Annotated in this window: 21 protein-coding genes; 17 read left to right on the forward strand and 4 right to left on the reverse strand. The window is 36.0% G+C overall.

What is annotated here, in order from left to right:
* Positions 1-28 precede the first annotated feature (28 nt).
* The 3 genes from AC2YHV_RS20600 (at position 29) to AC2YHV_RS20610 (ending at position 2,557) form a co-directional block, all read left to right on the forward strand.
* A complete protein-coding gene (locus AC2YHV_RS20600; protein WP_057277572.1) occupies positions 29-457 on the forward strand; it encodes a DoxX family protein in 429 nt (142 codons plus the stop codon).
* 385 nt (positions 458-842) lie between these two features.
* A complete protein-coding gene (locus AC2YHV_RS20605; RefSeq protein ID WP_487373961.1) occupies positions 843-1,268 on the forward strand; it encodes a VOC family protein in 426 nt (141 codons plus the stop codon).
* A gap of 509 nt (positions 1,269-1,777) precedes the next feature.
* The gene (locus AC2YHV_RS20610) at positions 1,778-2,557 is read left to right on the forward strand and encodes a hypothetical protein (protein WP_063576160.1); all 780 of its coding nucleotides are present in this window, start codon (positions 1,778-1,780) and stop codon (positions 2,555-2,557) included.
* A 232-nt stretch (positions 2,558-2,789) separates the two neighbouring features.
* Here AC2YHV_RS20610 and AC2YHV_RS20615 read toward each other — a convergent pair whose 3' ends face one another.
* Entirely contained in the window at positions 2,790-3,443 is a 654-nt protein-coding gene (locus AC2YHV_RS20615) for a 2OG-Fe(II) oxygenase (RefSeq protein ID WP_487373962.1), read from the reverse strand.
* A gap of 509 nt (positions 3,444-3,952) precedes the next feature.
* Here AC2YHV_RS20615 and AC2YHV_RS20620 point away from each other — a divergent pair.
* Together AC2YHV_RS20620 and AC2YHV_RS20625 are read left to right on the forward strand one after the other, a co-directional pair.
* Entirely contained in the window at positions 3,953-4,207 is a 255-nt protein-coding gene (locus AC2YHV_RS20620; RefSeq protein WP_487373963.1) for a hypothetical protein, read from the forward strand.
* Positions 4,208-4,264: 57 nt separating this feature from the next.
* On the forward strand, positions 4,265-4,522 hold the full coding sequence (locus tag AC2YHV_RS20625; protein WP_411740210.1) for a hypothetical protein: 258 nt from the start codon (positions 4,265-4,267) through the stop codon (positions 4,520-4,522).
* Positions 4,523-4,584: 62 nt separating this feature from the next.
* Here AC2YHV_RS20625 and AC2YHV_RS20630 read toward each other — a convergent pair whose 3' ends face one another.
* The 3 genes from AC2YHV_RS20630 to AC2YHV_RS20640 all read right to left on the reverse strand — a co-directional run bounded on the left by AC2YHV_RS20630 (position 4,585) and on the right by AC2YHV_RS20640 (position 7,580).
* Positions 4,585-5,373, reverse strand: a complete 789-nt coding sequence (locus AC2YHV_RS20630; protein ID WP_057277578.1) for a HipA family kinase — start codon at positions 5,371-5,373, stop codon at positions 4,585-4,587.
* 645 nt (positions 5,374-6,018) lie between these two features.
* On the reverse strand, positions 6,019-7,107 hold the full coding sequence (locus AC2YHV_RS20635; protein WP_487373964.1) for a glycosyltransferase: 1,089 nt from the start codon (positions 7,105-7,107) through the stop codon (positions 6,019-6,021).
* Positions 7,107-7,580 (reverse strand): NUDIX hydrolase, encoded by a 474-nt coding sequence (locus tag AC2YHV_RS20640; RefSeq protein WP_057277580.1) that lies wholly within the window; start codon positions 7,578-7,580, stop codon positions 7,107-7,109. The genes AC2YHV_RS20635 and AC2YHV_RS20640 overlap by 1 nt, the downstream gene beginning before the upstream one ends.
* 296 nt (positions 7,581-7,876) lie before the next feature.
* Here AC2YHV_RS20640 and AC2YHV_RS20645 point away from each other — a divergent pair, with 296 nt between their 5' ends.
* The 12 genes from AC2YHV_RS20645 (at position 7,877) to AC2YHV_RS20700 (ending at position 23,085) form a co-directional block, all read left to right on the forward strand.
* Positions 7,877-8,473, forward strand: coding sequence for a hypothetical protein (locus AC2YHV_RS20645; RefSeq protein ID WP_052137250.1), 597 nt, complete (start codon positions 7,877-7,879; stop codon positions 8,471-8,473).
* 869 nt (positions 8,474-9,342) lie between these two features.
* Positions 9,343-9,960 carry a hypothetical protein gene (locus AC2YHV_RS20650; RefSeq protein ID WP_487373965.1) on the forward strand — a complete coding sequence of 206 codons (618 nt, stop codon included), beginning with the start codon at positions 9,343-9,345 and terminating at the stop codon, positions 9,958-9,960.
* A 920-nt stretch (positions 9,961-10,880) separates the two neighbouring features.
* The gene (galU, locus tag AC2YHV_RS20655; RefSeq protein WP_487373966.1) at positions 10,881-11,786 is read left to right on the forward strand and encodes a UTP--glucose-1-phosphate uridylyltransferase GalU; all 906 of its coding nucleotides are present in this window, start codon (positions 10,881-10,883) and stop codon (positions 11,784-11,786) included.
* 1 nt (position 11,787) lies between these two features.
* Entirely contained in the window at positions 11,788-13,107 is a 1,320-nt protein-coding gene (locus tag AC2YHV_RS20660; RefSeq protein WP_487373967.1) for a UDP-glucose dehydrogenase family protein, read from the forward strand.
* 373 nt (positions 13,108-13,480) lie between these two features.
* Complete coding sequence (locus AC2YHV_RS20665) at positions 13,481-14,995, forward strand: glycosyltransferase (RefSeq protein ID WP_487373968.1); 1,515 nt, start codon at positions 13,481-13,483, stop codon at positions 14,993-14,995.
* Positions 14,982-16,163 carry a hypothetical protein gene (locus AC2YHV_RS20670; RefSeq protein WP_427524820.1) on the forward strand — a complete coding sequence of 394 codons (1,182 nt, stop codon included), beginning with the start codon at positions 14,982-14,984 and terminating at the stop codon, positions 16,161-16,163. The genes AC2YHV_RS20665 and AC2YHV_RS20670 overlap by 14 nt, the downstream gene beginning before the upstream one ends.
* Positions 16,164-16,520: 357 nt before the next feature.
* Complete coding sequence (locus tag AC2YHV_RS20675) at positions 16,521-17,525, forward strand: NAD-dependent epimerase (protein ID WP_487373969.1); 1,005 nt, start codon at positions 16,521-16,523, stop codon at positions 17,523-17,525.
* 288 nt (positions 17,526-17,813) lie between these two features.
* Entirely contained in the window at positions 17,814-18,146 is a 333-nt protein-coding gene (locus tag AC2YHV_RS20680; protein ID WP_487373970.1) for a hypothetical protein, read from the forward strand.
* Positions 18,143-19,807, forward strand: coding sequence for a glycosyltransferase (locus tag AC2YHV_RS20685; protein WP_487373971.1), 1,665 nt, complete (start codon positions 18,143-18,145; stop codon positions 19,805-19,807). Before AC2YHV_RS20680 ends, AC2YHV_RS20685 begins: the two co-directional genes overlap by 4 nt.
* 113 nt (positions 19,808-19,920) lie before the next feature.
* Complete coding sequence (locus tag AC2YHV_RS20690; protein WP_487373972.1) at positions 19,921-20,124, forward strand: hypothetical protein; 204 nt, start codon at positions 19,921-19,923, stop codon at positions 20,122-20,124.
* Positions 20,090-21,820 (forward strand): phospho-sugar mutase, encoded by a 1,731-nt coding sequence (locus tag AC2YHV_RS20695; protein ID WP_487373973.1) that lies wholly within the window; start codon positions 20,090-20,092, stop codon positions 21,818-21,820. Before AC2YHV_RS20690 ends, AC2YHV_RS20695 begins: the two co-directional genes overlap by 35 nt.
* Before the next feature lie 878 nt (positions 21,821-22,698).
* Positions 22,699-23,085 (forward strand): DUF192 domain-containing protein, encoded by a 387-nt coding sequence (locus tag AC2YHV_RS20700; protein ID WP_487373974.1) that lies wholly within the window; start codon positions 22,699-22,701, stop codon positions 23,083-23,085.
* Positions 23,086-23,255: the final 170 nt, after the last annotated feature.

Genomic DNA, 23,255 nt, shown 5'->3' on the forward strand with positions numbered 1-23,255 from the left:
GTGTTAAATATAAAAAAGGAGATGTGTCATGAATAAACAAGAAATCGGTACCTTTTTATTAAGGGTTATGTTGGGAATTTCATTTTTCTTGCATGGTTTGTCAAAATTCAAAGGTGGATTGGAAAACACTTCAGGGTGGTTTCAAAGTATAGGCATTCCGGGATTCATGGCCTATGTAGTCGGTATGATTGAATTGGTTGGAGGAATTGCTTTAATAATAGGTCTTGGAACAAGAATAATTTCTGCCCTCCTTGTATTCATCATGGCTGGTGCAATTGTTTATGTGAAATTCCCAGCAGGTTTTATGGGGAATGGGGAAGGCTCAGGGTATGAACTGGATCTCGTTCTTATGATTATTGCCCTTCACCTAGTATTGAATGGAAGCCGCTTCCTATCTATAGACTCTAAGTTACCAAAACTAAAAAAAACACAGGATTCAGAAAGGATAGCAAGTTAATAAGACTAAGCGACATTACAAAAATTCCAACACTTTTTTCTTGAGGCATGATACCGGTAATCTACTAGGGTCATGCCTTTTTCATTTCACCTATTCTTATTTGAAATGCTTCATGATTTGAAAAACCACGAATAAAAGAAGTTTTCCATAACTGCCATAACGTGACATACTTTGTCTATACATCAATAACCTTGGAATTTTCAATTCAACATGTAGAAAATTTGATAGTTTTCTGTAAATTCCCATTGACGAACACATGTTCTGTGTTATAAAATTCAATCATGGTTAATAATGGTATAGTGATTATTGCCATTGACAGTTCAAAAGCAAGCTTGGAAATTTCCAAGCTTAGTAAAAAAATCAAAACAAAAGGAGTCATCTAATTATGACCATGCGATTATCTCCATATTTAATGATGAACGGAAATGCGAAGGAAGCGATTCAATTTTACGAAAAAGCATTGGATGCAAAAGTCCTCTTTAATCAAACTTTTGGAGAAATGCCAGAAAATCCTGAATTTCCTCTGCCAGAAGAAGCAAAGGATCTTGTGGCACACGCAATGTTAAAGGTTGGGGAAACGGACTTCATGTTTTCGGATACGTTTCCAGGTCAAACCAGTCAATCTGGTGATCAAGTCACGATCTGTATTTCAATTTACGAAATTGAAAAATCAAAACGAATCTTTGAAACTTTGTCGCAAGGTGGAGAAGTAAAAATGCCTCTGCAGGAAGCTTTTTTCAGCCCTGCTTATGGGATTGTAACAGACAAATTCGGTGTAACCTTTCAAATTTATACAGAGGGTGAAAAATAATTTGTTAAATAATAACAGCTGTTTTGGTGAATAATTGCAGCTGTAATGTGTGAATAAATAAATCCCGATTTCTCATTAATATTACTGAGAGACCGGGATTTTTAAGTATGACTCTTATCTCTTTTCATAGGGCATCAAAAGATCCCCCACGGAAGCATATAAGATAACATCACGTTTATAGATTAAGTAGGCGTTCATTCTCACTGTCACTGGATTCTAGATTCAATCTGAATGTATATATATAGCTCGTCACTCCACCAATGATATCATGAATACGTAGTTTTCTGGTTCCACAATTTTACTCTGATACATTATCGTTATCTCCCTGTGATATTCGTCATATATTCTTCATCTATCTGTTCTTTGTTTAGAATATGCCTATGCTATTATTTAAAACATTGACATACAAATTAGGCTCCTTCTTTGTAAAAATTTTTCCTTTTAATAAGGTACTATCATATCATTCGAAGTAACCATTCATTGCGTAATAAGGGGAAAGGGGAAACAATGTGAACACAGATCAAGCTTTCGACCTGCTAAAGGATGCAGGAGTATCAGAAAGCAGTAGTATACAAACTGTTAGACGCTGGCTTCGTGAAGGTAAGATTAAATATGAGGGAGGCATCGGGAATAGGAAAACCGGATACATAATGGATGACACAGATCAAGCATTTGAAATGTTAAAAGATGCAGGAGTAACAGAAAGTAATAGTGTACAGACTGTCAGGCGCTGGCTTGGCGAAGGTAAGATTAAATACGCCGGGAACGGAAAGAGGAACACCGGATACATAAGTGATGACACAGCTTCAAAGCTGGCTATAAATGATAGTATAAATCAAAATAAGGACGAAATCATACACCGATTAAAATTAAAAATACAAGCTCAAGAAAAGCATATAGAAGGTATCGAAGAGCTTCATGAGACAGCAAAAAGAATATTGATTCAGCAAAGGGATATGTTCAAAAAGGAAGTTGCCATTCTAAAGAATGAGAAAAGTGAATTACAAAATGAATCAAAGGATTTATTAAAAGAAAATATTGAATTACGTAATGAATTGATAAAATTAAAAGAAAAAATCAGAAACAATTACATGATGGACTCCACTATTCAATCCAATGATTATAGTGAAAAATTAGGGCTTTCTAAAATGGCGAGCGATAAAGAAGTATTGGCAGAATATAAAGGGTTACTAAAAATAACTCATCCAGACCATAATGGTAACGCGAAGGTATTTCATTACATTAAGACTGATTACGATAATTTTAGAAAGAGCAACAAAGGTAAATGAATAGTGAATGCATGTAAAGGTATTTTTACATCAAACCTAAAGAAAAACCTAGGGGAAAAGCGTAATTTGAAACGTCGGAAATAGTTTGATGGGACGAAACAGTGTCAATTTAGACTATTGATCATTATTTTATGTTTGGCGATTTTAAATAGGAGAATTTTAAATGAACGAATAGGTGCCATTGTTCATTAGGCACCTAAAATTGAGGCTTTTAAAGTCTATCGTATACACATCATGAGCGGCTACTCTGTCTCCTCATCCATTGTGTTGCAACCCATTTTTCCCCCGTGATAACGGGCGCCCCACCGTGTAAAGTTAGTTCGTTTAGGTTTTTATCGTTGTAAAAATATTCGAAATACACAGCCATTCCCTTTCCCGGGGATACTGAAAAATTCAATTTAGGAAAAAAAGTTTCCCCTCCATGCTCCACATCATTTAAGTACAAGATGATTGTGCTAATTCTATTATTTTTTGCTGCAATACTTGAAGATGTAAAAAAATCAAAATGAGCTTTATACTCTTGTCCAGGAGTGTATTTAAGAATTTGAATACCCTCTCCATGTTCAACGGGTATATTCATGATTGTTGATATCCTTTTTTCAATTTTGGTAAGGATGTCATATTCATTTTCTTGAAAAAACATACTGCTGCTTGTTCTTATCTCATTTACTTCGTGCGTAACTCCAATTTTGGAACGATTCATTTTGTCTTTTGACATTTCAATAAGTCCGTCACATTCTTCGTCACTCAAAACATTTTCTAAAACTACAATTAGAGGTTCTTCTAATCTAGCAACTATATTTATTTCTCTGTCTTCCGTTTTGATTTTATTTCCAATATGATTAAAAATCGTTTGTTCTTTACTTGTTTTATTATCCACTGTCAACTTTCATCGACTCCCAAAAGAATGAATTTTCAGAACAAAAAGTTTGGATTATTCTGTAAGCGTTTTCCTATGTTAATTATACCATGAACATTGTTATGTATCTGTTACTTATTTCCGTCGACAAGTAAAAATTACTGGATGAACTGGCGCTTGACTATAGCAAACTTTAATCTTTTACATAAAATATAGGAAGCTCACAATATGAACAAGTCTCTTTGCATAGATTTTCATGTGTGTATTTTCACTAAAATCCTTACGTGAATTTTTCCTTCTGTTCAAATAAGAGTAAAAATGATGCTTGCTTGTTCACTTTTGTGAAAGGTATATCATTCCTCTTTTATTATAGAAGGGTTTATATAAACTATTCTCTTAACCCTATCAAAGCCGTTTTCTTTCAGAATGTGCACAATGAAAAGGGGACGGAGGATTTCAAACCAAGAATCTTAGAGAAAAAGAGACAAAGGATAAAAAGTAATAGTACGATAGTGAATGTTAAGGAGTGATTGAAAGTGGAGGACTTTAAATCTATCTGTGTAACTGAAGGAATTAAAAAAGTGGATGTGATAAAAAATCCGACGTCGTTTCCACTAATCGGAAAGGGGGCGCAAGGGGCCGTTTTTAAAATTTCTTCAGATAAATGTGTGAAAATTTGTGCAAAACCAGAATTTGCGGCTAAAGAGGGAAATGTATTAAAAATTGCACAGGAGTCTCCCACTATTCCACGGCTTTATGAGGTGGGGTATAACTATATTATTATGGAATAACTTGAAGGGCCAACTTTATTTCAATATTTAGAATCTGGGGGGATCCTATCCGAAAAATTGATGAGGCAAATTCTTTTTGTTTTAAAAGAAATGAAGCGATTAAAGTTTACCAGATTGGATGCCGATTTGCGCCACATTATTGTAACTAAGGAAGAAGAGTTAAAAGTAATAGATCATTATAGCTCCTTTACACGGATTCGAAACAAACCAGAGTTGATATTCAAAGGCCTAAAAAAGTTAGGTCTATTACCAATGTTCATGGAAGAGTTAAAAGAAATGGCTCCCGAATCCTATATAGAATGGAAAAATTTATAAATAAAAAAAGTAACTCCTTTAAAGCAAATAAGAGTTACTTTTTTCTATGGAAATAACCAGCGTTATTTGGGATTGCTATGATGCTGGATGATACGTTCAACGATTTCAGGCAATTTATTTTTCTGTTCTAAAAGAAACTTGTAGAGAGCATCTCTATCCTTCGTTTTCACATTCCACTCTTTAGGGAGGGATTCGATTACTTGATAGATCGATTTGTTCGGCAATTTCACAATTTTTTCTATAAACGATGTAAGCTCTTTGTGATCATCGAGAAGAGAGAAGGCCCACTTATAAAAAGGCCAATGGTAGTTATATACTGGTGTTTCACTTAATGTTTGAGCAGACCATTGGTAGCGTCCTGGAAAAACTCTGCCATGATCAATCATATGGACATAATATCCGCCATCGCTGAGATTTTCCAAAATGACATTCATCGTACCTCGATCAGAGTTATTCACCCATTGGTCGAATACCGTTATACCGGCAAGCATATCCCGGTTTTTAACATCCGTCTTTGTGGGAGGATTTTCTCTAACATTCTCGAAAACGGTACTGTTTCTAATAAATACACAGCCATATTGGTATCCAGAACTATAGTTGTGTTGAGTGGATTGTAATTCAGGCGTCTTCTTGATGAAATCTTCCGGTATATATACAAGATCAAATGGGATAACGGGAAGTGAAAGGAGCTCTGCCAACTTTCCGATCAGGTATTCATTGACCACTTCCTTTTCTCTGTCTTTCTTAGTATCGAACCACTTCACGACATATTCTTTACCATCGCTGAAAAGAATGACATGTGCGGTTCCGCCCCTTAATGTTTGTACATATTTAACTGGATATTTTGTCATATCACTTTGTCTCCTTTAAAAATATTTGTCTAGCTCTTTTTCATTTTCACCTTATCTTTTTCATTAACATTATTGCTTCTGTATTGATTGATGAAATTCATTATAAGTTTCGGTAAATGACTTTTCTTTTCTAAAAAGAAATTTGTACAGCACTTCACTTTTTTCCTTTGGGAAGGAATACAAATGATGTTAAAACCCATCATTTAGCATAGAGACGGCAATTGGATAAGTTTCTTGGTAACTGATACAGTACCTGAGAACTCATTTTTGCATGCTACGATATCACCCGAATTCTGGGATCAATCATATGGACAAAATTGGCGCCTTCACTAAGTTCTAGTAAAATACTATTCTCGATAAATAAACACGAATAGTGGATCTGAACTAAATTTGTATTTTTGGAATGTAATTTGGGAGTATTTTTATGATTTCGTCATGGGTATAAATTAGTCCGACGGGGACAAAAGGAAGGAACATCGCTAATTTATTGCACACATACTCAATTACTACTATTATTGGTTCTTTTATTTTCAGTGCCATTCATTTAATTACAAACTTTTTACCATCGCTAAAAAGCATGACATGTACCTTTCCACAAATTAATGATTTTACGAGCTCAACAGGTTATTTTGGACTGACTCATGGTTAATTAATTTCGTTGTTTTTTTCTATTAAGCTGTATAGCCTTTGTTGTTCGATGATTTGTTTATTCAAATCGAAATTTTCATCAATTACCTGTCTTGCACTTCTGGTATATCTCTTCCATACTCTTGGATGACTCAGGAAATATTTTAGACCTTGAGCCAATTTTAAATCATCTTTCTCAGGAACAAGGTAACCTGTTTTTTTATGCTCAATCAATTCCGGAATCCCACCGTGAAAGGTGGAGATGACTGGTAAACCACTTGCCATAGCTTCTTTTAGTGCATTTGGAATCCCTTCTACATCACCATCTTCGCCTGTTTCACTGGCAAGGCAAAAGAGGTGGGAATCTCTTAATTCGTTAGAAATTTGGTTTGAATCCATTGGTCCTCTAAGAAAAACGCGCTCGTTTAATTGATTTTCATCAATGAAAATTCTTAACTTCTCTTCATCTTTACCTGTCCCAATGATGTGCAGTGTCGTTCTTGGGTATTCCTGATGAATCCGTTGAAAAGCCTTCAAAAGTGTAAGGAATCCCTTTTTCTCGACAAGTCTGGCTACGGACAAGATTCGGATTTCTCCTTCATTAGGTAGGGAACGTTGGACAAATGGGTATAAATCTAAATCCAGCCCCCCATATAGTACATGTATTTTATCTTCTTTAAATCCTAATTTTTTTAATTCATCTGCAAGAAAATGGCAGACTGAAAAACAAGCAGCTCCATGTTTTACTAAATTTTGATATCGGAGGACATTTTTGCGAAATCTCTTAAATGTTTGAGTGGAAGAATCACGTCCTCGAAAATGTACAACCAAAGGTATATCATACTCTATAGCTGCTGGTAATATATCGATGGAATGTTTCCCCTGATGAGCGTGAATCGCTACGACATTTTGCTCCTTAAAGAAGGCTCCAAGGTCTTGAATTTCGTTCAAATTATAATAGTGTTCAAACTGATATTGAACATTGTCGCATTTTGGGTATGGGCCTATAACAATAGGGCGATATTGATCCAGCATAATGATCTGATTGTACATAAATCCTTGATTGATTTTTATAGGTTCTCTAATGTAAAAAGCGATTGTCTTCACTATTTCAATCCCTTTCTTCTATCTAAAATCAAATTTTCGATAAAACTTTGAAATATTTGGCGATCTCGTTCAGAAAGATCATTCGGAAAAGCGGACCATTTAAAAAATTGTACTTTTTGTATTTCTATATCATCAGGTTTTAAATCTCCGCTGAGTATTTCTTCGGTAACGTAAGCAATGTTGACTGAAAAGTATTGATCACCATTAGGCAGCTTCGTAAAATAGTCCTTCCCTGAAAAAACGCCAATTAATTGAAGGTTTCCGATGTTAATTCCTGTTTCCTCCAAAATTTCACGTCTGCATGCCTCTTCCGCAGATTCTCCTAATTCGATGAAGCCGCCCGGCAATTTCCACATTTTTTCGGATTGTACCATTAGAAAACGGCTGTTCTGATCGATAACCAAAACGGTGACCCCAGTAAGTATCAAAGCTCTAGTTCCAACGAGAGCACGTAAATCTTCAATGTATCCCATCTCAAGTCCCCTTTCTGATATTTTCTGGTTAATCCACTTTTATAGTAAATGCAAAATGGAAAAGATTTGAAACGGACAAGTACATATATTTGTTTGTTTTTTGTAAAATTCTTATTTGTATGTGTATGAGCATAAGAATCTGAAGAAATGCTAGGAAAGGCTTTCCTTAAGAACTCAATAAAAGAAGGTATGACTTAATTTTATGAAAAAGTGTTATTATCCTAAAGCAACTATTCGATGATTTCATAGTATAGATATTATGGTTATTAATAAGCAGCAAAGAGGTGTTAGATCAGATGAATGATTTTAAATTAATTAGGGTTGAAAGAATTGAAAAGAACGGTAAAAAGGAACTTCTTATTCATAATCCAACCACATTAAAACTAATTGGGGCAGGAAGTCAAGGTGCAGTTTTTCAGCTTGATGAAGATATTTGCGTAAAAATCTATGTCAATCCAAATGCAGCAACTAAAGAGGGGAAAGCACTTGAAGCAGCTAAGGATACTCATATTGTTCCGAGGTTATATGAAGTCGGACCAAACTATGTAATTATGGAATATTTAAAAGGTCCTAATCTAAAAGATTTTTTGAAAGGGAAGCAAGATATTCCCGAATCGATTACAGAACAAATCATAATGATTCGAAAGGAACTGAAGAGAGTTGGATTTATTAGAATCAAGACCTCAATCGGACATTTTGTTGTAACAAAGGGAAATGTGCTGAAAGCAATCGATCATTCAGATGGCCTCACAATGAATGATCCATATAATCCAAAGATGTTTCGTGATTTAAAGAAATTGGGGTTATTGGATACTTTCCTGAAACAAGCAAAGAAAATCGATCCTGAATCGTATGAAGAATGGCAAAAAAATATCGACTTCAATGCGATATAGGAAACCAAACCGGTATAAATGAGAATATGCGAAATTTTGGGCTGGCCAGTATCGCTAAAAGTGCCCTACAAAACCAATTATGTTGTACAAGCAGGGAAATTCAACAGAGGAAAGTCGAACCCTAAACATAAAGGAGTTCGACTTTTTAGTTTGGAATTCTCCAGACTCTAAAATTCGCAATATGGGCGGAAATGCATTATTTCTCCCGTTCCTAAAAGTGCACGTTCGGCATTTATTAGGACAAATTACAATATTCGTAAAACCATTTTTACAACCAGATAACGATTTTTCCTTATTAAAGTGGTTTTTTTATTTTTTTTTTTGATGATGTATAAGTTTAACGTCTACACATGACAAACGCTCAGTCATTCAAAGGCGTGTTGAATAACTATAGAAAGAAAGTGATGGTTATTTATCTATGAAAGATCTGTCTATGCAAATAAGAAAATCGGAAACCACATGTATGGTTTCCTAAACTAAAATGAGGTGAATCATTTTCAAACATCCCTAAATTTGATACCAAACATTTAGATTAAGACTGCTTAAACTGTACCATTTTTTGGGCTTCCATTACTCTTGAAGTATAGACCGGAATGATTACGATGGATCAGTTGTTGTCCCGACACAATAAATTACAAGTACATTGCTATCATTATGATCGGCAACGGCAACACAATCATGTCGACAATACTAAGAAATAGTGAAATAGCCTATCTCCGATTGTCCATATACTGATTCTGCAACAAAAGTTATTTGAAACATAAAAAGGTGAAAGTAATTTCAATTGGGAAGACGATTTTTCCAACTACACAATATGTAATACAAATGTGCCTCCATAACCAATAAATAGTGAAAAGGGTGGGAACCTAATGGGTAAAAATGATCAAACAGATAATCACAAGGAAGACAACAGGAAAAAATATAACCATATATTAGAAAATATTCAAGGCCAACTCCAACTCCAAGAACAAAAACAGAAGGATCTTCAGGTTCAACTTCAGAATCAATTAATTAAACAACAAAATGATACTTTAAATAAAATCTTACAAGAAATAACGAAGATTTCACAACCACTGGAAAAAATTCAAGACCAACTCCAACTCCAAGAACAAAAACAGAAGGATCTTCAGGTTCAACTCCAGAATAAATTATCTAAACAACAAGATGAGCATTTAGATAAAGTCTTACACGAAATATCGAAGCGTTCACTGCCACTAGAAAAAATTCAAGACCAACTCCAACACCAAGAAGAACAACAGAAGGAACTTCAGATTCAACTTCAGAATCAGTTAATTAAACAACAAGATCAAACTTCAGATAAAATCTTGCAAGAAATAACGAAGATTGCACAACCACACCCCCCCTTATTAAAATCACCTTTTAGCATAATCGATACCCTTGATTTAGATGTAGAAAAAAAGGCGCAAATTGCGATGTTTATAGCAAATAGCAGTATTGGTAATAAAAATGAAGATGAAACTCAATAAAGAAGAAGAGGCTGTTAAAGCCTCTTCTTCTTTATTTGAAAACAAGTTCATTTCCATCGGATTTCAGTGCACAGTAGTTGCCATACGTCGAAACTAGACGAAGGTTGCAAATGGAGCGAAATGATTCATTAGAATTATATCCAATATGCTAAGTTTTGCTCTTCACGTACCGAGAAAGTAAAAGTGTTGCATTAGCCTCTAAAAGGATGATAAGTGTTGTTGCTTTAGGAGTGAAATTCCTTAACTATATCCATTCAACATAGATCGAATTCTTATTAAAAATGGATGGGGTTAAAAAAACCTCCCCTTTCATTTGAAAATTCCCACCTCAAAATCATGAATACAGTCCGTCATATATTTTAAAATGGCTGTTTTCACATACTTTGTTGCTATTTACCAAGTAGTGAGGTGTGGTTGATTTCCCCTCCAGATGCTCGCTTTCCTTGGTGCGGGCGGTGAGCCCCCTCGGCGTAAACGCCTGTGGGGTCTTCACCTGTCCCGCCACTCCCGCAGGAGTCTCGCACTTCCGCTCCAATCAACCTTAGATAGTTTCGTTTTAAAAACAACAACCTTTACGAAAAGAGCCTTTAAAATTAAACAAAAAACTGATCCTGCGATGGAGTTTTGCAAAGTAAGAGAAAGGGAAATCGGTTAGGCTACTGTACCGGAAAAAGCTCTACAGTAGTTAATCCAAACCGTATATCGATCATTTCAACCTCCATTACATAAAAAGTGTAATGCAGGTTTTAAAGGGCACTAACCGACAGGATGCGGGGCCCGGCCACAGCCAGATTGGAGTTCTTCCATATATAGCCTACTGGCCCCTGTTAAATAAAAATGGACGAATTGGGCTACTAACTAGACCGTAAGTTGTCCTATTGCATATAAAGGATTAATGAATGACAAAAGGGAGGCAGCTTATGAAAATCCGAAAGGCCGTTATTCCGGCCGCAGGTCTAGGGACCCGATTTTTGCCTGCTACAAAAGCTCAGGCTAAGGAAATGCTGCCGATTGTTGATAAACCAACGATTCAATATATTGTTGAAGAAGCAGTAGCTTCGGGCATAGAGGAAATAATTATCATAATCGGTAGAGGAAAAAGATCAATAGAGGATCATTTTGATAAATCCTATGAGTTGGAAGATGCACTTTTAAGAAAAAATCAGCTCGATATTTTAGAGGAAGTTCAGAAAATATCCAGCTTGGCAAATATCTATTATGTCCGCCAAAAGGAACCGATGGGGCTAGGACATGCAATTCTCTGTGCTAAAAGCTTCATTGGAAATGAACCTTTTGCCGTTTTGTTAGGGGATGACATCGTTATGTCTAAAACACCCTGTCTGAAACAAATCATCAGTGTTTTTGAGTATTGCAACAGTTCAGTCGTAGCTGTTCAGAATGTTCCGGAAAAGGATGTCAGTAAATATGGAATTATTAAGCCAAAAGGGACAATGATTGAGCCAAACCTTTTTCATATAGATTCTTTGGTGGAAAAACCGAAAAGGGAAGAGGCGCCTTCCAGATATGCGATAATGGGGCGTTATGTTTTTAGACCCGAGATTTTTGAAACGCTTTCCAAGCTTCCGGTTGGACATGGTAATGAATTACAACTTACTGATGCCATTAATGAGCTAAATAAACAGCAGGCTGTATTAGCATATAACTTTGAGGGAAACCGATATGATATTGGTGATAAAGTTGGATTCATTAAGGCAACAATAGACTTTGCTTTGCGCAGGGATGATATAAGAGACGAGGTACTTTCCTATTTAAGGGATGTAAATAAGAAAGAAAACCTCCAAATTATAAAGAGAGAGCTTGAATGATATGAAAATAGCTGTTTTGGGTACAGGTTATGTCGGGCTGTCCACTGGTGTTTGTTTGTCAGAAATAGGTCATAATGTCATTTGTATCGATACAGATGAACAGAAAATTAAAAGCCTACGTCAAGGGATTTCTCCAATATATGAACCTGGTCTGGAGAATTTGCTTATTCAAAATGCTGCAGCGGGTAGACTGCTATTTACTACATCTCATCGAGAAGCGCTAAATGGTGCCGAGATTATCATCATTGCCGTAGGAACACCGCAAATGGAGGATGGGGGAGCAGATTTATCTTATATTGTGCAGGCCGCGAAGGATATTGCTGCGAACCTGGTACAGAGTTCAGTAGTCGTTATAAAGAGTACTGTGCCTGTTGGTACGAATGATTTTATTAAAAGCATCATTGAAGAACATTGTAACGAAAGTGTCACCTTTAATATGGTATCAAATCCTGAATTTTTAAGACAAGGGTCTGCCGTCATGGATACGATGCAAGCAGATCGAATCATAATCGGTTCTGAAGATGATGAGGCTGCTAAGAAAGTACAAGAAATGTATCGTCCATTAAATGTACCATTTATACTAACAAGCATTCGAAGTGCGGAAATGATTAAGTACGCATCTAATGCCTTTTTGGCGACCAAGATTAGCTTTATCAATGAAGTTGCCAATTTATGCGGAGTAGTGGGGGCAGATGTTAAAGATGTAGCAACGGGAATGGGAAAAGATAAAAGGATCGGAGAAGCTTTTTTACAGCCCGGCATTGGTTATGGAGGATCTTGTTTTCCAAAGGATGTTAAAGCGTTGCTTCATACTGCCAATTTAAATGGAGTACATTTTTCCCTGTTAAAAGAAACAGTAGCGATCAATGATTTTCAGCAGGAGCTCCTTGTAACCAAAGCGATAAATCTCTTAGGAGATTTAAAAGGGAAAAAAGTTGCAATGCTTGGTCTCGCTTTCAAGCCAGAGACAGACGACATGAGGGAAGCTCCATCAATCAAAATTGCGCGTTCATTAACCAAACTTGGAGCAGAAGTGGTAGCTTATGATCCGGTTGCAGTGGATAATGCGAAGAACATATTAGGGGATACAATCAGGTTTGCAAGCACAGTCCGCGAAGCGGCAGTGAATGCGGATGCTGTATTCATTGTTACCGAATGGAAAGAGTTTAGACTTTTAGATTTGAAAACATTGATGACAACAATGAGACGGCCAATCGTTTTTGATGGTAGAAATTGTCTTGAAGAAGATCGAATCAGGGCGTGCAAGAAAATTGAATATTACCCAATAGGAAGACCAGCAATTGTTATTGGAATGACATAAAGCGAAAAAAATTTTCTAACACTTCTTTAACTCAGACATGTTGTAAACGTATATTAGGTTCAAACTGGCAATGCAGCACCTTTGATCGTATCTTGGGTGCTTTTTTATATTCTTAAATATAAGAAAAATCATCATCGACGATTAAAACCTTAGATTAACATCAACTATAACATGTTGTTTTATTATCATTGTTTGTAAATGATCTTGTGTCATGGCACCTACTTAAATCCCCCTTTGTATTAGACAAACGCATACTCTCTGTCATTTAGCTTTACTGTATGTTATTAGTCCATACGTACCTAGGGAGTCCTGCATAATATACTTGAAAAGGTCCAGGAAATTTGCTTACTATGCATGAAAGGAGATCATTTATTTGCACACAGTTATGCATTTGAATTTAAGAGTTGATCCGACCCAATATATCTCACAGATTCGAGAAGTTCCTGATTATGATTATATTCATATGGTACGACAACCTAAGTATATGTTAGATCTTTCCCTTTTAAATGAGAAGGTTCATTATCTCAATGAAGTTTTCTCACCAAAAGAATATGTCAAAAGAAATAATATCTCCCTATTACATGCTCATCATGGCCAATTAGGGATGTTATTACTTCCTTTTAAAGAGGAAACAAACCTTCCGTTGGTAACAAGTATTAGAGGCAGGGATGCAACCCTGGCTAATCAGCCCATTGGCTATCTAGATAACATGAAAATGCTATTTGATCGAGGGGAGCGTTTTTTTCCAGTTTGTCAGTATTTAGCAGATAGGTTAATTGCTTGGGGTTGTCCTTCAGAAAAAATTAGAGTGCTATATGGGGGCGTTGACCTTAACGAATTCAAATACCGGGCACCACATAAAGGGAATTCTCAAAACATTCTATCCATCGGTAGGTTGGTGGAAAAAAAAGGACATCACATCTTAATGCAAGCTTTCCAAAAAATCAGAGGTAAATTTCCAAATGCAACCTTGACGATTATCGGTAGAGGGGGGCTTGAAGAATATCTCATTTCATTGGCAAATCAACTTAATTTAGGAGACTCTTTTCGCCTATTAAACCATCTCCCTAAAGATCAAGTTCGAGAACAAATGACCAATGCAGATATATTTTGCGCCGCGAGCTTAGAAGCTGCCGATGGAGATGTAGAAGGTATACCTAATACATTAAAAGAAGCTATGGCGATTGGAGTACCAGTGATTTCGACCAATCATGCCGGCATCCCTGAATTAATAACTAATAACAAAGAAGGGGTTTTAGTACAAGAAAACAATGTAGATGAACTGGCAGATGCTCTTGAATTTATGCTGACGAACAGAGAGATATGGGAAACATATACAGTAGCGGCTCGTCAAAAAGTAGAACAAAACTTTAACCTCGCCCAACAACTTCAACAACAAGCTGAATTTTATGATGAACTTGTAGCCCCTTATAAAGTAGGTAAACGATATTTAGTAACACCGCGCCAAGAAGATAAAAAAGTCCTTAAGGAGACTCCACAGTCTCAACAGCAAGGTAAGTATGATGGCGAAAGGATAGCGCCTGGAAAAAAAGCCGAATTAGCCGAAAAAGCCCTTATTTATATGCAACAGCTTCAACAGCTTCAAGGACTTCCACAGTTACAACAACTTAAACAGTTTCCGCAGCTTCAGCAGCTACAACAGCAGACTAATGATAAAGTCAAAGATGAACTTGTAACATCTATTAAAAAAGAAAAAGAAGCTAAAGTTCAACAGGGAGCTAAGGATCAAGATGAAAAAATAGCTTTTCGTAAAAAAGAAAAAAAGGCTCAGAAAGCCGAAAAAGTAAAAAAGGCCCTTTATAAAATTCAAAAATTTCAACAGCAGGCCATAGATGAGCAGTTAGGAGGAGATCATGGAGGACTTTAAAACCATTACTGTTACCAAAGGTGAAAAATCTTTGGAAATTCACAATCCAACAAGCTATCCGCTGATTGGAATGGGAGCTCAAGGTGCAGTTTTTCAACTTTCAGAAGATAAATGTGTAAAAATCTATTCAGACCCAGTACAAGCGAAAATGGAGGAAGAAGCTCTTGCAGCTGGAAAACATCTACCCTTTATGCCTTTGATATATGATACAGGACCAAACTATATAGTCATGGAATATTTTAATGCCCCGACCTTAAAAGAATATCTGAGAAATTGTACGTATATCCCTGATTCTATAGTAAAGAAACTTCTCTATATATTAAAGGAATTAAAACAAGCAAAGTTCACCATGATAGATGCCCCTCTACGCCATATTTTTGTCGTCGGTAATGAGGAACTTAAGGTGATTGACCATGTGAATTCCTTCAAAAGGATACACCCTGTACCATTAAAATTATTAAGAGATTTGAAAATAATCCTTTTAAAGGACTCGTTCCTAGCTCAAGTGAAAAAGCTTGAACCGGACACCTTCAATGAGTGGGAGGATTATTTCAATCAAAATAGTTTGGACTTTAGAAATATTCCAGTCCACTCAGGAGGTTCAGGTAATGGAGTGAAAGTGGATAGCGCCATAACACAAACCCTCATTGGAAAAGGGCATCAAGGTGCTGTTTATCGAGTGTCTGAAGAGACTTGCGTCAAACTTTATGGAAAAACTGAACATGCAAATCAGGAAAAAATGGTCCTTTTATCAAGTCAAGACTTGCCCTTTATCCCGAAAGTCTTTGAAACAGGACCCAATTATATTTTAATGGAATATCTATTAGGACCAGATTTAAATACGTTTCTTAAAAAACAATCTGTACTTTCTGAGGACATCACAAAACGGTTACTCTATATATTGAAAACAATGGAAAAATCAGGTTTCAAACAAATTGATGCCCCATTACGACATATCATTATAACCAAGAATGGTTTTAAATTAGTCGACCATGTGTACTCTTTTTCACGTGAACAAAAAAGACCTCTCGAGTTATTTAAAGACCTGCGGGAAAGAAATTTTTTAGATGCCTTTTTAGAACAAGTAAAGGCGATAGATCCAGATACGTATGCTGAATGGACAAAAACACCAATCCCATTAGATGAAAATGAAAATACCCTTGTATAGTCATAGTTATCTAACCGTAACCGAGCATATAAAAAACCGATGATGATTTCGCATTCACCGGTTTCCAAAAAGGTTTTAGCATTAACTCACTTACGTAAGTGCTAATTCACAGCGGGTATAAGAGAGAATAACTCATGAGGCTTAAAGCGAAAAAGATAGCATGACATTAGTGGTTTACGAATAAAACGTAAGTCTCTCTCCAATGAGAATTTTGAGTTTATTTCCTCTTTTTATCCGTCATGAATTCTTTTCTGTTGGTGTAAAGAATCGAAAGTATCACACTTTATAAATAATGTAGCCAGTTTTCCTAAAAAGTGTCAGAATCCTAATGTAATAGAAAGGATTGAAATTAATGCTATGAACATTTTAGTAACAGGGGCAGCAGGATTCATTGGTTTCCATTTAACAAAACGTTTGTTAGCCCTAGATAACAAGGTTATTGGAGTAGACAATATTAATGATTATTATGATGTTATTTTAAAAAACAATCGACTGAAGATATTAGAAGAAAACCCTGATTTTGAATTCCACAAAGTGGATTTGTCAAACAAAGAAAAATTAAATCAATTATTCAAAGACAGAACCATTGATATAGTCATTAACTTAGCAGCCCAGGCTGGAGTACGTTATAGCATAGAAAATCCGGATTCTTATGTTAATTCCAACCTTGTTGGGTTTGTCAATATCTTGGAGGTTTGTCGACACAATAACGTAAAGCACTTAATTTATGCATCCTCTAGTTCTGTATATGGAGCAAATACTAATATCCCTTTCTCAACCAAAGACCCAGTGGATCATCCAGTAAGTTTATACGCTGCCACTAAAAAGGCTAATGAATTAATGGCTCATACGTATAGTCATTTATATAATATTCCAACCACAGGACTTCGTTTCTTTACAGTGTATGGCCCATGGGGAAGACCTGATATGGCTTATTATTCTTTTACTAAAAATATTATCGAAGAGAATACAATAAAGGTTTTTAATAATGGAGATATGAGAAGAGACTTCACTTATATTGATGATATTGTTGAAGGAATAGTCCGGTTACTTGATAAACAACCGATTCATACTATTGGATGGGACAGAGCTAACCCTGATTCAAGTTCAAGCTATGCCCCATACAAAATTTATAATATCGGTAACAATAAACCTATAAAATTAATGGATTTCATTAACACATTAGAAAAACTAATTGGCAAAAAGGCAAAAGTAGAATTCTTACCAATGCAACCGGGGGATGTTAAGGAGACATATGCAGATATTGCCGATTTACATGCTGATGTGGGGTTCCATCCTTCAACAACAATAGAAGAAGGTTTAGCTCATTTTGTAAATTGGTACAAAAAGTACAATAAATAAGGAAAAAGAAACAGTGAGTTTTACCAAATGGGATATTAATCGATAAAAAATAAAAGTAGGAATCTCTTTTGAAGTCCAGCCTTGAGGAAATATTACTAGTCATGGGTGTAAGTGAAAAATAGGTGTTGTTAAACTTCAATGTGCATATTAGGCAGCACTGATCAATAATCAATAAATTTAAAGTTTAATATGTAAAAACCCAAAACCATAGAGCGGGTATATGGACGAATAATGCAAGTGAAAAAGATAAATTAAAAATTTTGTAAGTTATTAAAAGGAGAAAGTAATTTGAATCCTGAAAATATGAAAACTCCATTGGAAGTTCTTAATGAGTATAATTTGTCAGATTTTCTCATGACATCCATTAAACGAAATTCTACAAAAAAGCCCCTATTCAAATTAAATCCTCTGTTTGAAAACTACTTTAAAGTTTGTTCTGAAGATCTGCCATATAAAGACATTTATAAAGCCGATTCTATGTTCCCTCAAGAATTTCACAAACAAGTGAAACAAATTGCAGAACGAGGAAAATTAAAAAAATCAGGCAAATATCATGAACTTTCAGTTTTAGCAGAACGCGAAAAGAGAAAATTTCTTATTAAAGGGACTGAGGTGGAATGAAAACCATTGCTTATTTTGTAAGTGAAAACATTAAAACACACCAACGTTTTATATATAATCAAATCGTAAAAATAACTAACTATCGCACAATCGTAATCGGCCCATTCGACAATACCGATCGTACAGAATTCCCCTTTGAAAACTACTATAATATAAACAAAATTAAAGATTTAAAAAAGTTCTTCGAAGAACAAGATATCATAGCCATTCATGCTCATCACGGATCACACGGACAAGAGATTTTGCCTGTATGTGAAAAATATAATATTCCTTTGATTGTTAGCATTAGAGGACGAGATGGTTCGGACAGACCGGAAATTTTCAAAAAAAATGCTAAGCGATATTCAGCTTTAAATAAACATGGTGCACACTATTACCCTGTATGCCAATATCTTGCAGAAGGATTAAGAAGGTTAGGAATTCCGGCTAAGAATATGCATGTATTATATGGTGGTATCGAATTAGATCTTTTCCCCTATGCTAACCGCACTCTTCCTACAGTAGGCGAAATAAGAGTTCTATCGGTAGGTAGACTTGTAGACAAAAAAGGATTTGTAACTCTTATAAAAGCATTTAAACACATTTATTCACAATATCCAAATGCTAGACTGCATATTATTGGAGCAGGTGAAGATGAGAAACGAATTAAATCCACCATTGCAGAATATAACCTTAAAGATGTTGTGATTCTTAGAGGAGCTATGGATTCAAAACAGGTTTCGGACGAATTGAAAAAAGCCCATATCTTCTGTCTAGCAAGTCAGACAGCTAATAATGGTGATATCGAAGGTATTCCTAATGCCTTAAAAGAAGCAATGGCTAGCGGTGTACCTGTCGTTTCCACTCGACACGCAGGAATCCCTGAATTAATTGAACATCAGAGAACAGGATACCTAGCGCCAGAAAAAAATGATATGGAGTTAGCGAAAGGCATACAATTCTTTATAGAAAATCCAGATGTTTGGACCGACTATACGGAAAGAGCACGGAAAGTCATTGAAGAAAAATTTGATGTCAATAAACAAATTATTGAGCAACAAAGACTATATTCTCTTGTAAATACAGTGAAAACAGAAAATGCAACAGAAAAGAAAACGTATACGCAAACGGAAACGGAAAAGAAAACGAAAGCGGAAACGGAAAAGAAAACCAAAGCGGAATCGGAAAAGAATACGAATACGGAAACGGAAAAGAAAAAGAAAACTAAAGCGGAATCGGAAAAGAATACGGAAACGGAAAAGAAAAAGGAAACTAAAGCGGAATCGGAAAAGAATACGAATACGGAAACGGAAAAGAAAAAGGAAACTAAAGCGGAATCGGAAAAGAATACGGAAACGGAAAAGAAAAAGAAAACCAAAGCGGAATCGGAAAAAAATACGAATACGGAAACGGAAAAGAAAAAGAAAACCAAAGCGGAATCGGGAAAGAATACGAATACGGAAACGGAAACGGAAAAGAAAAAGAAAACCAAAGCGGAATCGGAAAAGAATACGAATACGGAAACGGAAAAGAAAAAGGAAACTAAAGCGGAATCGGAAAAGAATACGAATACGGAAACGGAAAAGAAAAAGAAAACCAAAGCGGAATCGGAAAAGAAAAAGGAAATGAAAAAGAAATCGAAAACAAAAACGAAAACGGAAAAGAGTAAAAAGAAAAAATAAATCAAGTTAGGAAACAGCAGAGCGTGAAGGAAAAGAAGAATAAATGACACTCTTCCAAAGTATTGGTAGGTAAAATGATTAGAGTGTAACCAACAACTTTGGAGGTAGCGCATTTGGCGATGCTACCACGTCCGTTACGGGATGAAGGGCGAGAAAAGGGAGCTAATGCTCTAGGAACGATGGTTAGACTTCATATTCAATTGATCGCTTGCAATGTGTATTACGATCAAAAAGAATTGCCAAACAAAGCAAAAACATACAGGCAGGAGGAGCTGTATTTTCATGGACTGGAAGTCTTTATATACTATTTGGACTAGTTATCCCAATTTAAATAATGAAATGCGTTTAATGCTTGAAGAAATGAAGGATGATGAAATATCACTTGAAGACGCCTTTTATAAAAATTTGGAATTCGGGACAGGTGGTATGAGAGGGGAAATGGGTCCAGGTACGAATAGGATGAACATTTATACTGTTCGTAAAGCGACTTTAGGACTTGCTGAATATATTCAATCGTTTGGGAATGAGGCAAAATCCAGAGGAGTCGTAATTGCTTACGATTCAAGACATAAATCTCCCGAATTTGCATTGGAAGCAGCCAAGACTTTGGCCACAAAGGGAATCAAAGCTTATGTATTTGATGAATTACGCCCTACCCCACAGCTCTCTTTTTCTGTACGTAAGCTGCGTGCATTTGCAGGGATCGTCATTACAGCAAGTCATAATCCGCCTGAATATAATGGGTATAAAGTGTATGGTCCAGATGGGGCACAACTACTTCCTGAGGCGGCGGATCAAGTCATTAATTACGTGAACGAGATTGAAAGTGAGCTTTCCATTGTAGTGGAGGAAGAAGAAGCCCTAAAGGACAGAGGGCTCATTCAAATCATTGGCGAGGAGCTGGATACTGCTTATAACGAGCATTTGCTCACTATTCCGGAAGATTCAAAGTTAGCAGATGAAATGGATGTAAAGCTCGTGTTTACACCGCTTCATGGTACAGCCAATAAATCAGTAAAACGTGCTTTGCATGATCTAGGATATCGAAATGTCCATATTGTTAAGGAACAGGAAATGCCTGATGCTCATTTTCCTACTGTTAAAGTGCCTAATCCAGAGGAACATGATGCTTTTGAATTGGCCATTGCGCTGGGGAACCGTGTTAATGCTGATTTATTGATTGCCACCGATCCGGATGCGGATAGGCTTGGAATTAGCGTGAAGAACAATGCTGGAAATTATGTCGTATTAACAGGCAACCAAACTGGCGCTCTCTTTTTGGATTATTTAATTTCACAAAAACAAAAGAAAGGGACCCTTCCTCAAAATGGAGTCGTATTAAAGACCATCGTGACTTCAGAAATAGGACGGGCGATTTCTGAGCAAAATGGTTTAAAAACTGTAGATGTTTTAACTGGATTTAAATACATTACAGAAAAAATCAATGAATACCAGACAAGTGGAGAACATTCTTTCCTGTTTGGCTATGAAGAAAGCTATGGATATTTGATCAAAGATTTTGCTCGTGATAAGGATGCCATACAGGCTACTATTCTGGCAGTGGAAGTCTGTGCCTATTACAAAAAGCAAGGTAAAACGATGTACGAAGGTTTACTGGATGTATTCGATAAATATGGATACTATATGGAAGATTTACGGTCGTTGACTTTAAAAGGAATTGAAGGTAAGAAGCAAATTCAAGCGATTCTCAATGAATTCCGGAGTAATCCACCAAATCAAATCTCTGGTCATCAAGTCGTGATTCAAGAGGATTATCTCAGCAGTAAAAAATACATGTATGGGACAAATAGGGAAGAGGACATCAAACTCCCAAAGTCGAACGTATTAAAATACTTTCTTGAAGATGGGACATGGGTATGTTTACGCCCTTCCGGAACAGAACCTAAAATAAAATTTTATTTCGGTGTTCAAGGAAGCTCGATGAAGGAAGCTCAGGGAAAATTATCCACCGTTACGTCAGACTTTATGAAAAGTATCAATAAAATGCTTTAAAGAAGTACCCTCATTCAGAGGATTTTCATAAAAACCTAGAGTCAGCATTCAAGAAATGCTGACCTTTTTTTGTCCGTTAATGGATAGCACCCATCCTTTCGGCATCATAAAAACCCTTCTTAAAAATCAAGAATTCCGGCGGGGCGAATTAAGTTTTTTGTGGCTGAATAGGGTTTATCCGAACATGTTCAGGGGATCGGGGGCTTATGCGGATATGTATGACCATTAGACACTAACTGAAATATTGAGCATATAATATACTATTCCAATCCACCAAATCCCCCTATGATAGTAGCCTTGCTGATACCGTATGACGTTACGTAGTACAGTTGTACAGGCCCTAGGATGGGCCTTATGAAAGGTGCTAAATAGGGAGGGTTTTTTTTAGGATACTCATCGGCACTCATGTTGAGGCCATAAAGTCTTAAAAAGTAAGACAAGTACATTGAAAATCATACATAATCGTACATTCAAACAAAAAACTGCCAATATAACTATGGCATAGTAATGTTATAAAGATATATTTATATAACCTGGAACCCGATCTGGCTCCCTACGGTGTCTCCATCACTTTCCGCTTGACTTGGCGAAATCATAAAGGAACTGGAGTAACCGTCACTCAGTCCTTCGAGTTGCTAAACGGACAGCAGGTTTTGATAAAAACAGGGTATTAAATTTAAAAGTCATGGAATAGAGTATTAGAAGTCAAATGGACCCTGCTTAGTTATTTTTTTCCTATATTCGCTTCATGATCAACTTTCTTCCCTTTTATTCTTTAAAAGCAGGGAAAGAAAGTTGCTGTCTTTTTAAAAGAAGTTCATGAGATTGACATTTTCTTTTTTTGAAATAAGGTCTATTCCCTGCGAAGGTGAGTGAACATGAAAAATAGAATTAAAACAAAAGTGATAAAAATAATCAGTGGAAACAAGGTAACTGGTTTAACTGTTCAAGTTGCAGATACTCAAAGAAAAAGAGAAAAGGGCTTGATGTTTGTCGGAAAATTACCCGAAAATGAGGGGATGTTATTTGTGTTTTCAGAAGAAACATATGGTGGATTTTGGATGAAAAACACATTTATCCCTTTATCCATCGCTTTTCTTGATTCATATGGGGTAATTCTAAAAATACTTGATATGGAACCTTGTATAGATGATTATTGCCCTACCTATGATCCAGGAATTTTTTATTATAATGCAATTGAAGTGAATCTTGGATGGTTTGAAAAGAATCAAATCAAAGAAGGGGACTATGTAAAGTTTAATTGATTCCTATCCCCACCTCTAGTTCTTGGAGGTGAATTTTTAAAAAGGGGTATTTATATTGATTATGCTAGGAAGATTGTGAAGAGTTTTACTAAACGAACATGGTGTTTTCCCTTCATTACCGGAAGCTCAGCAGCTCCTTTTTGTATGAAAACACAATAGTAAAAAAGCCA

It is taken from the genome of Peribacillus sp. SRI_006 (assembly GCF_057586375.1).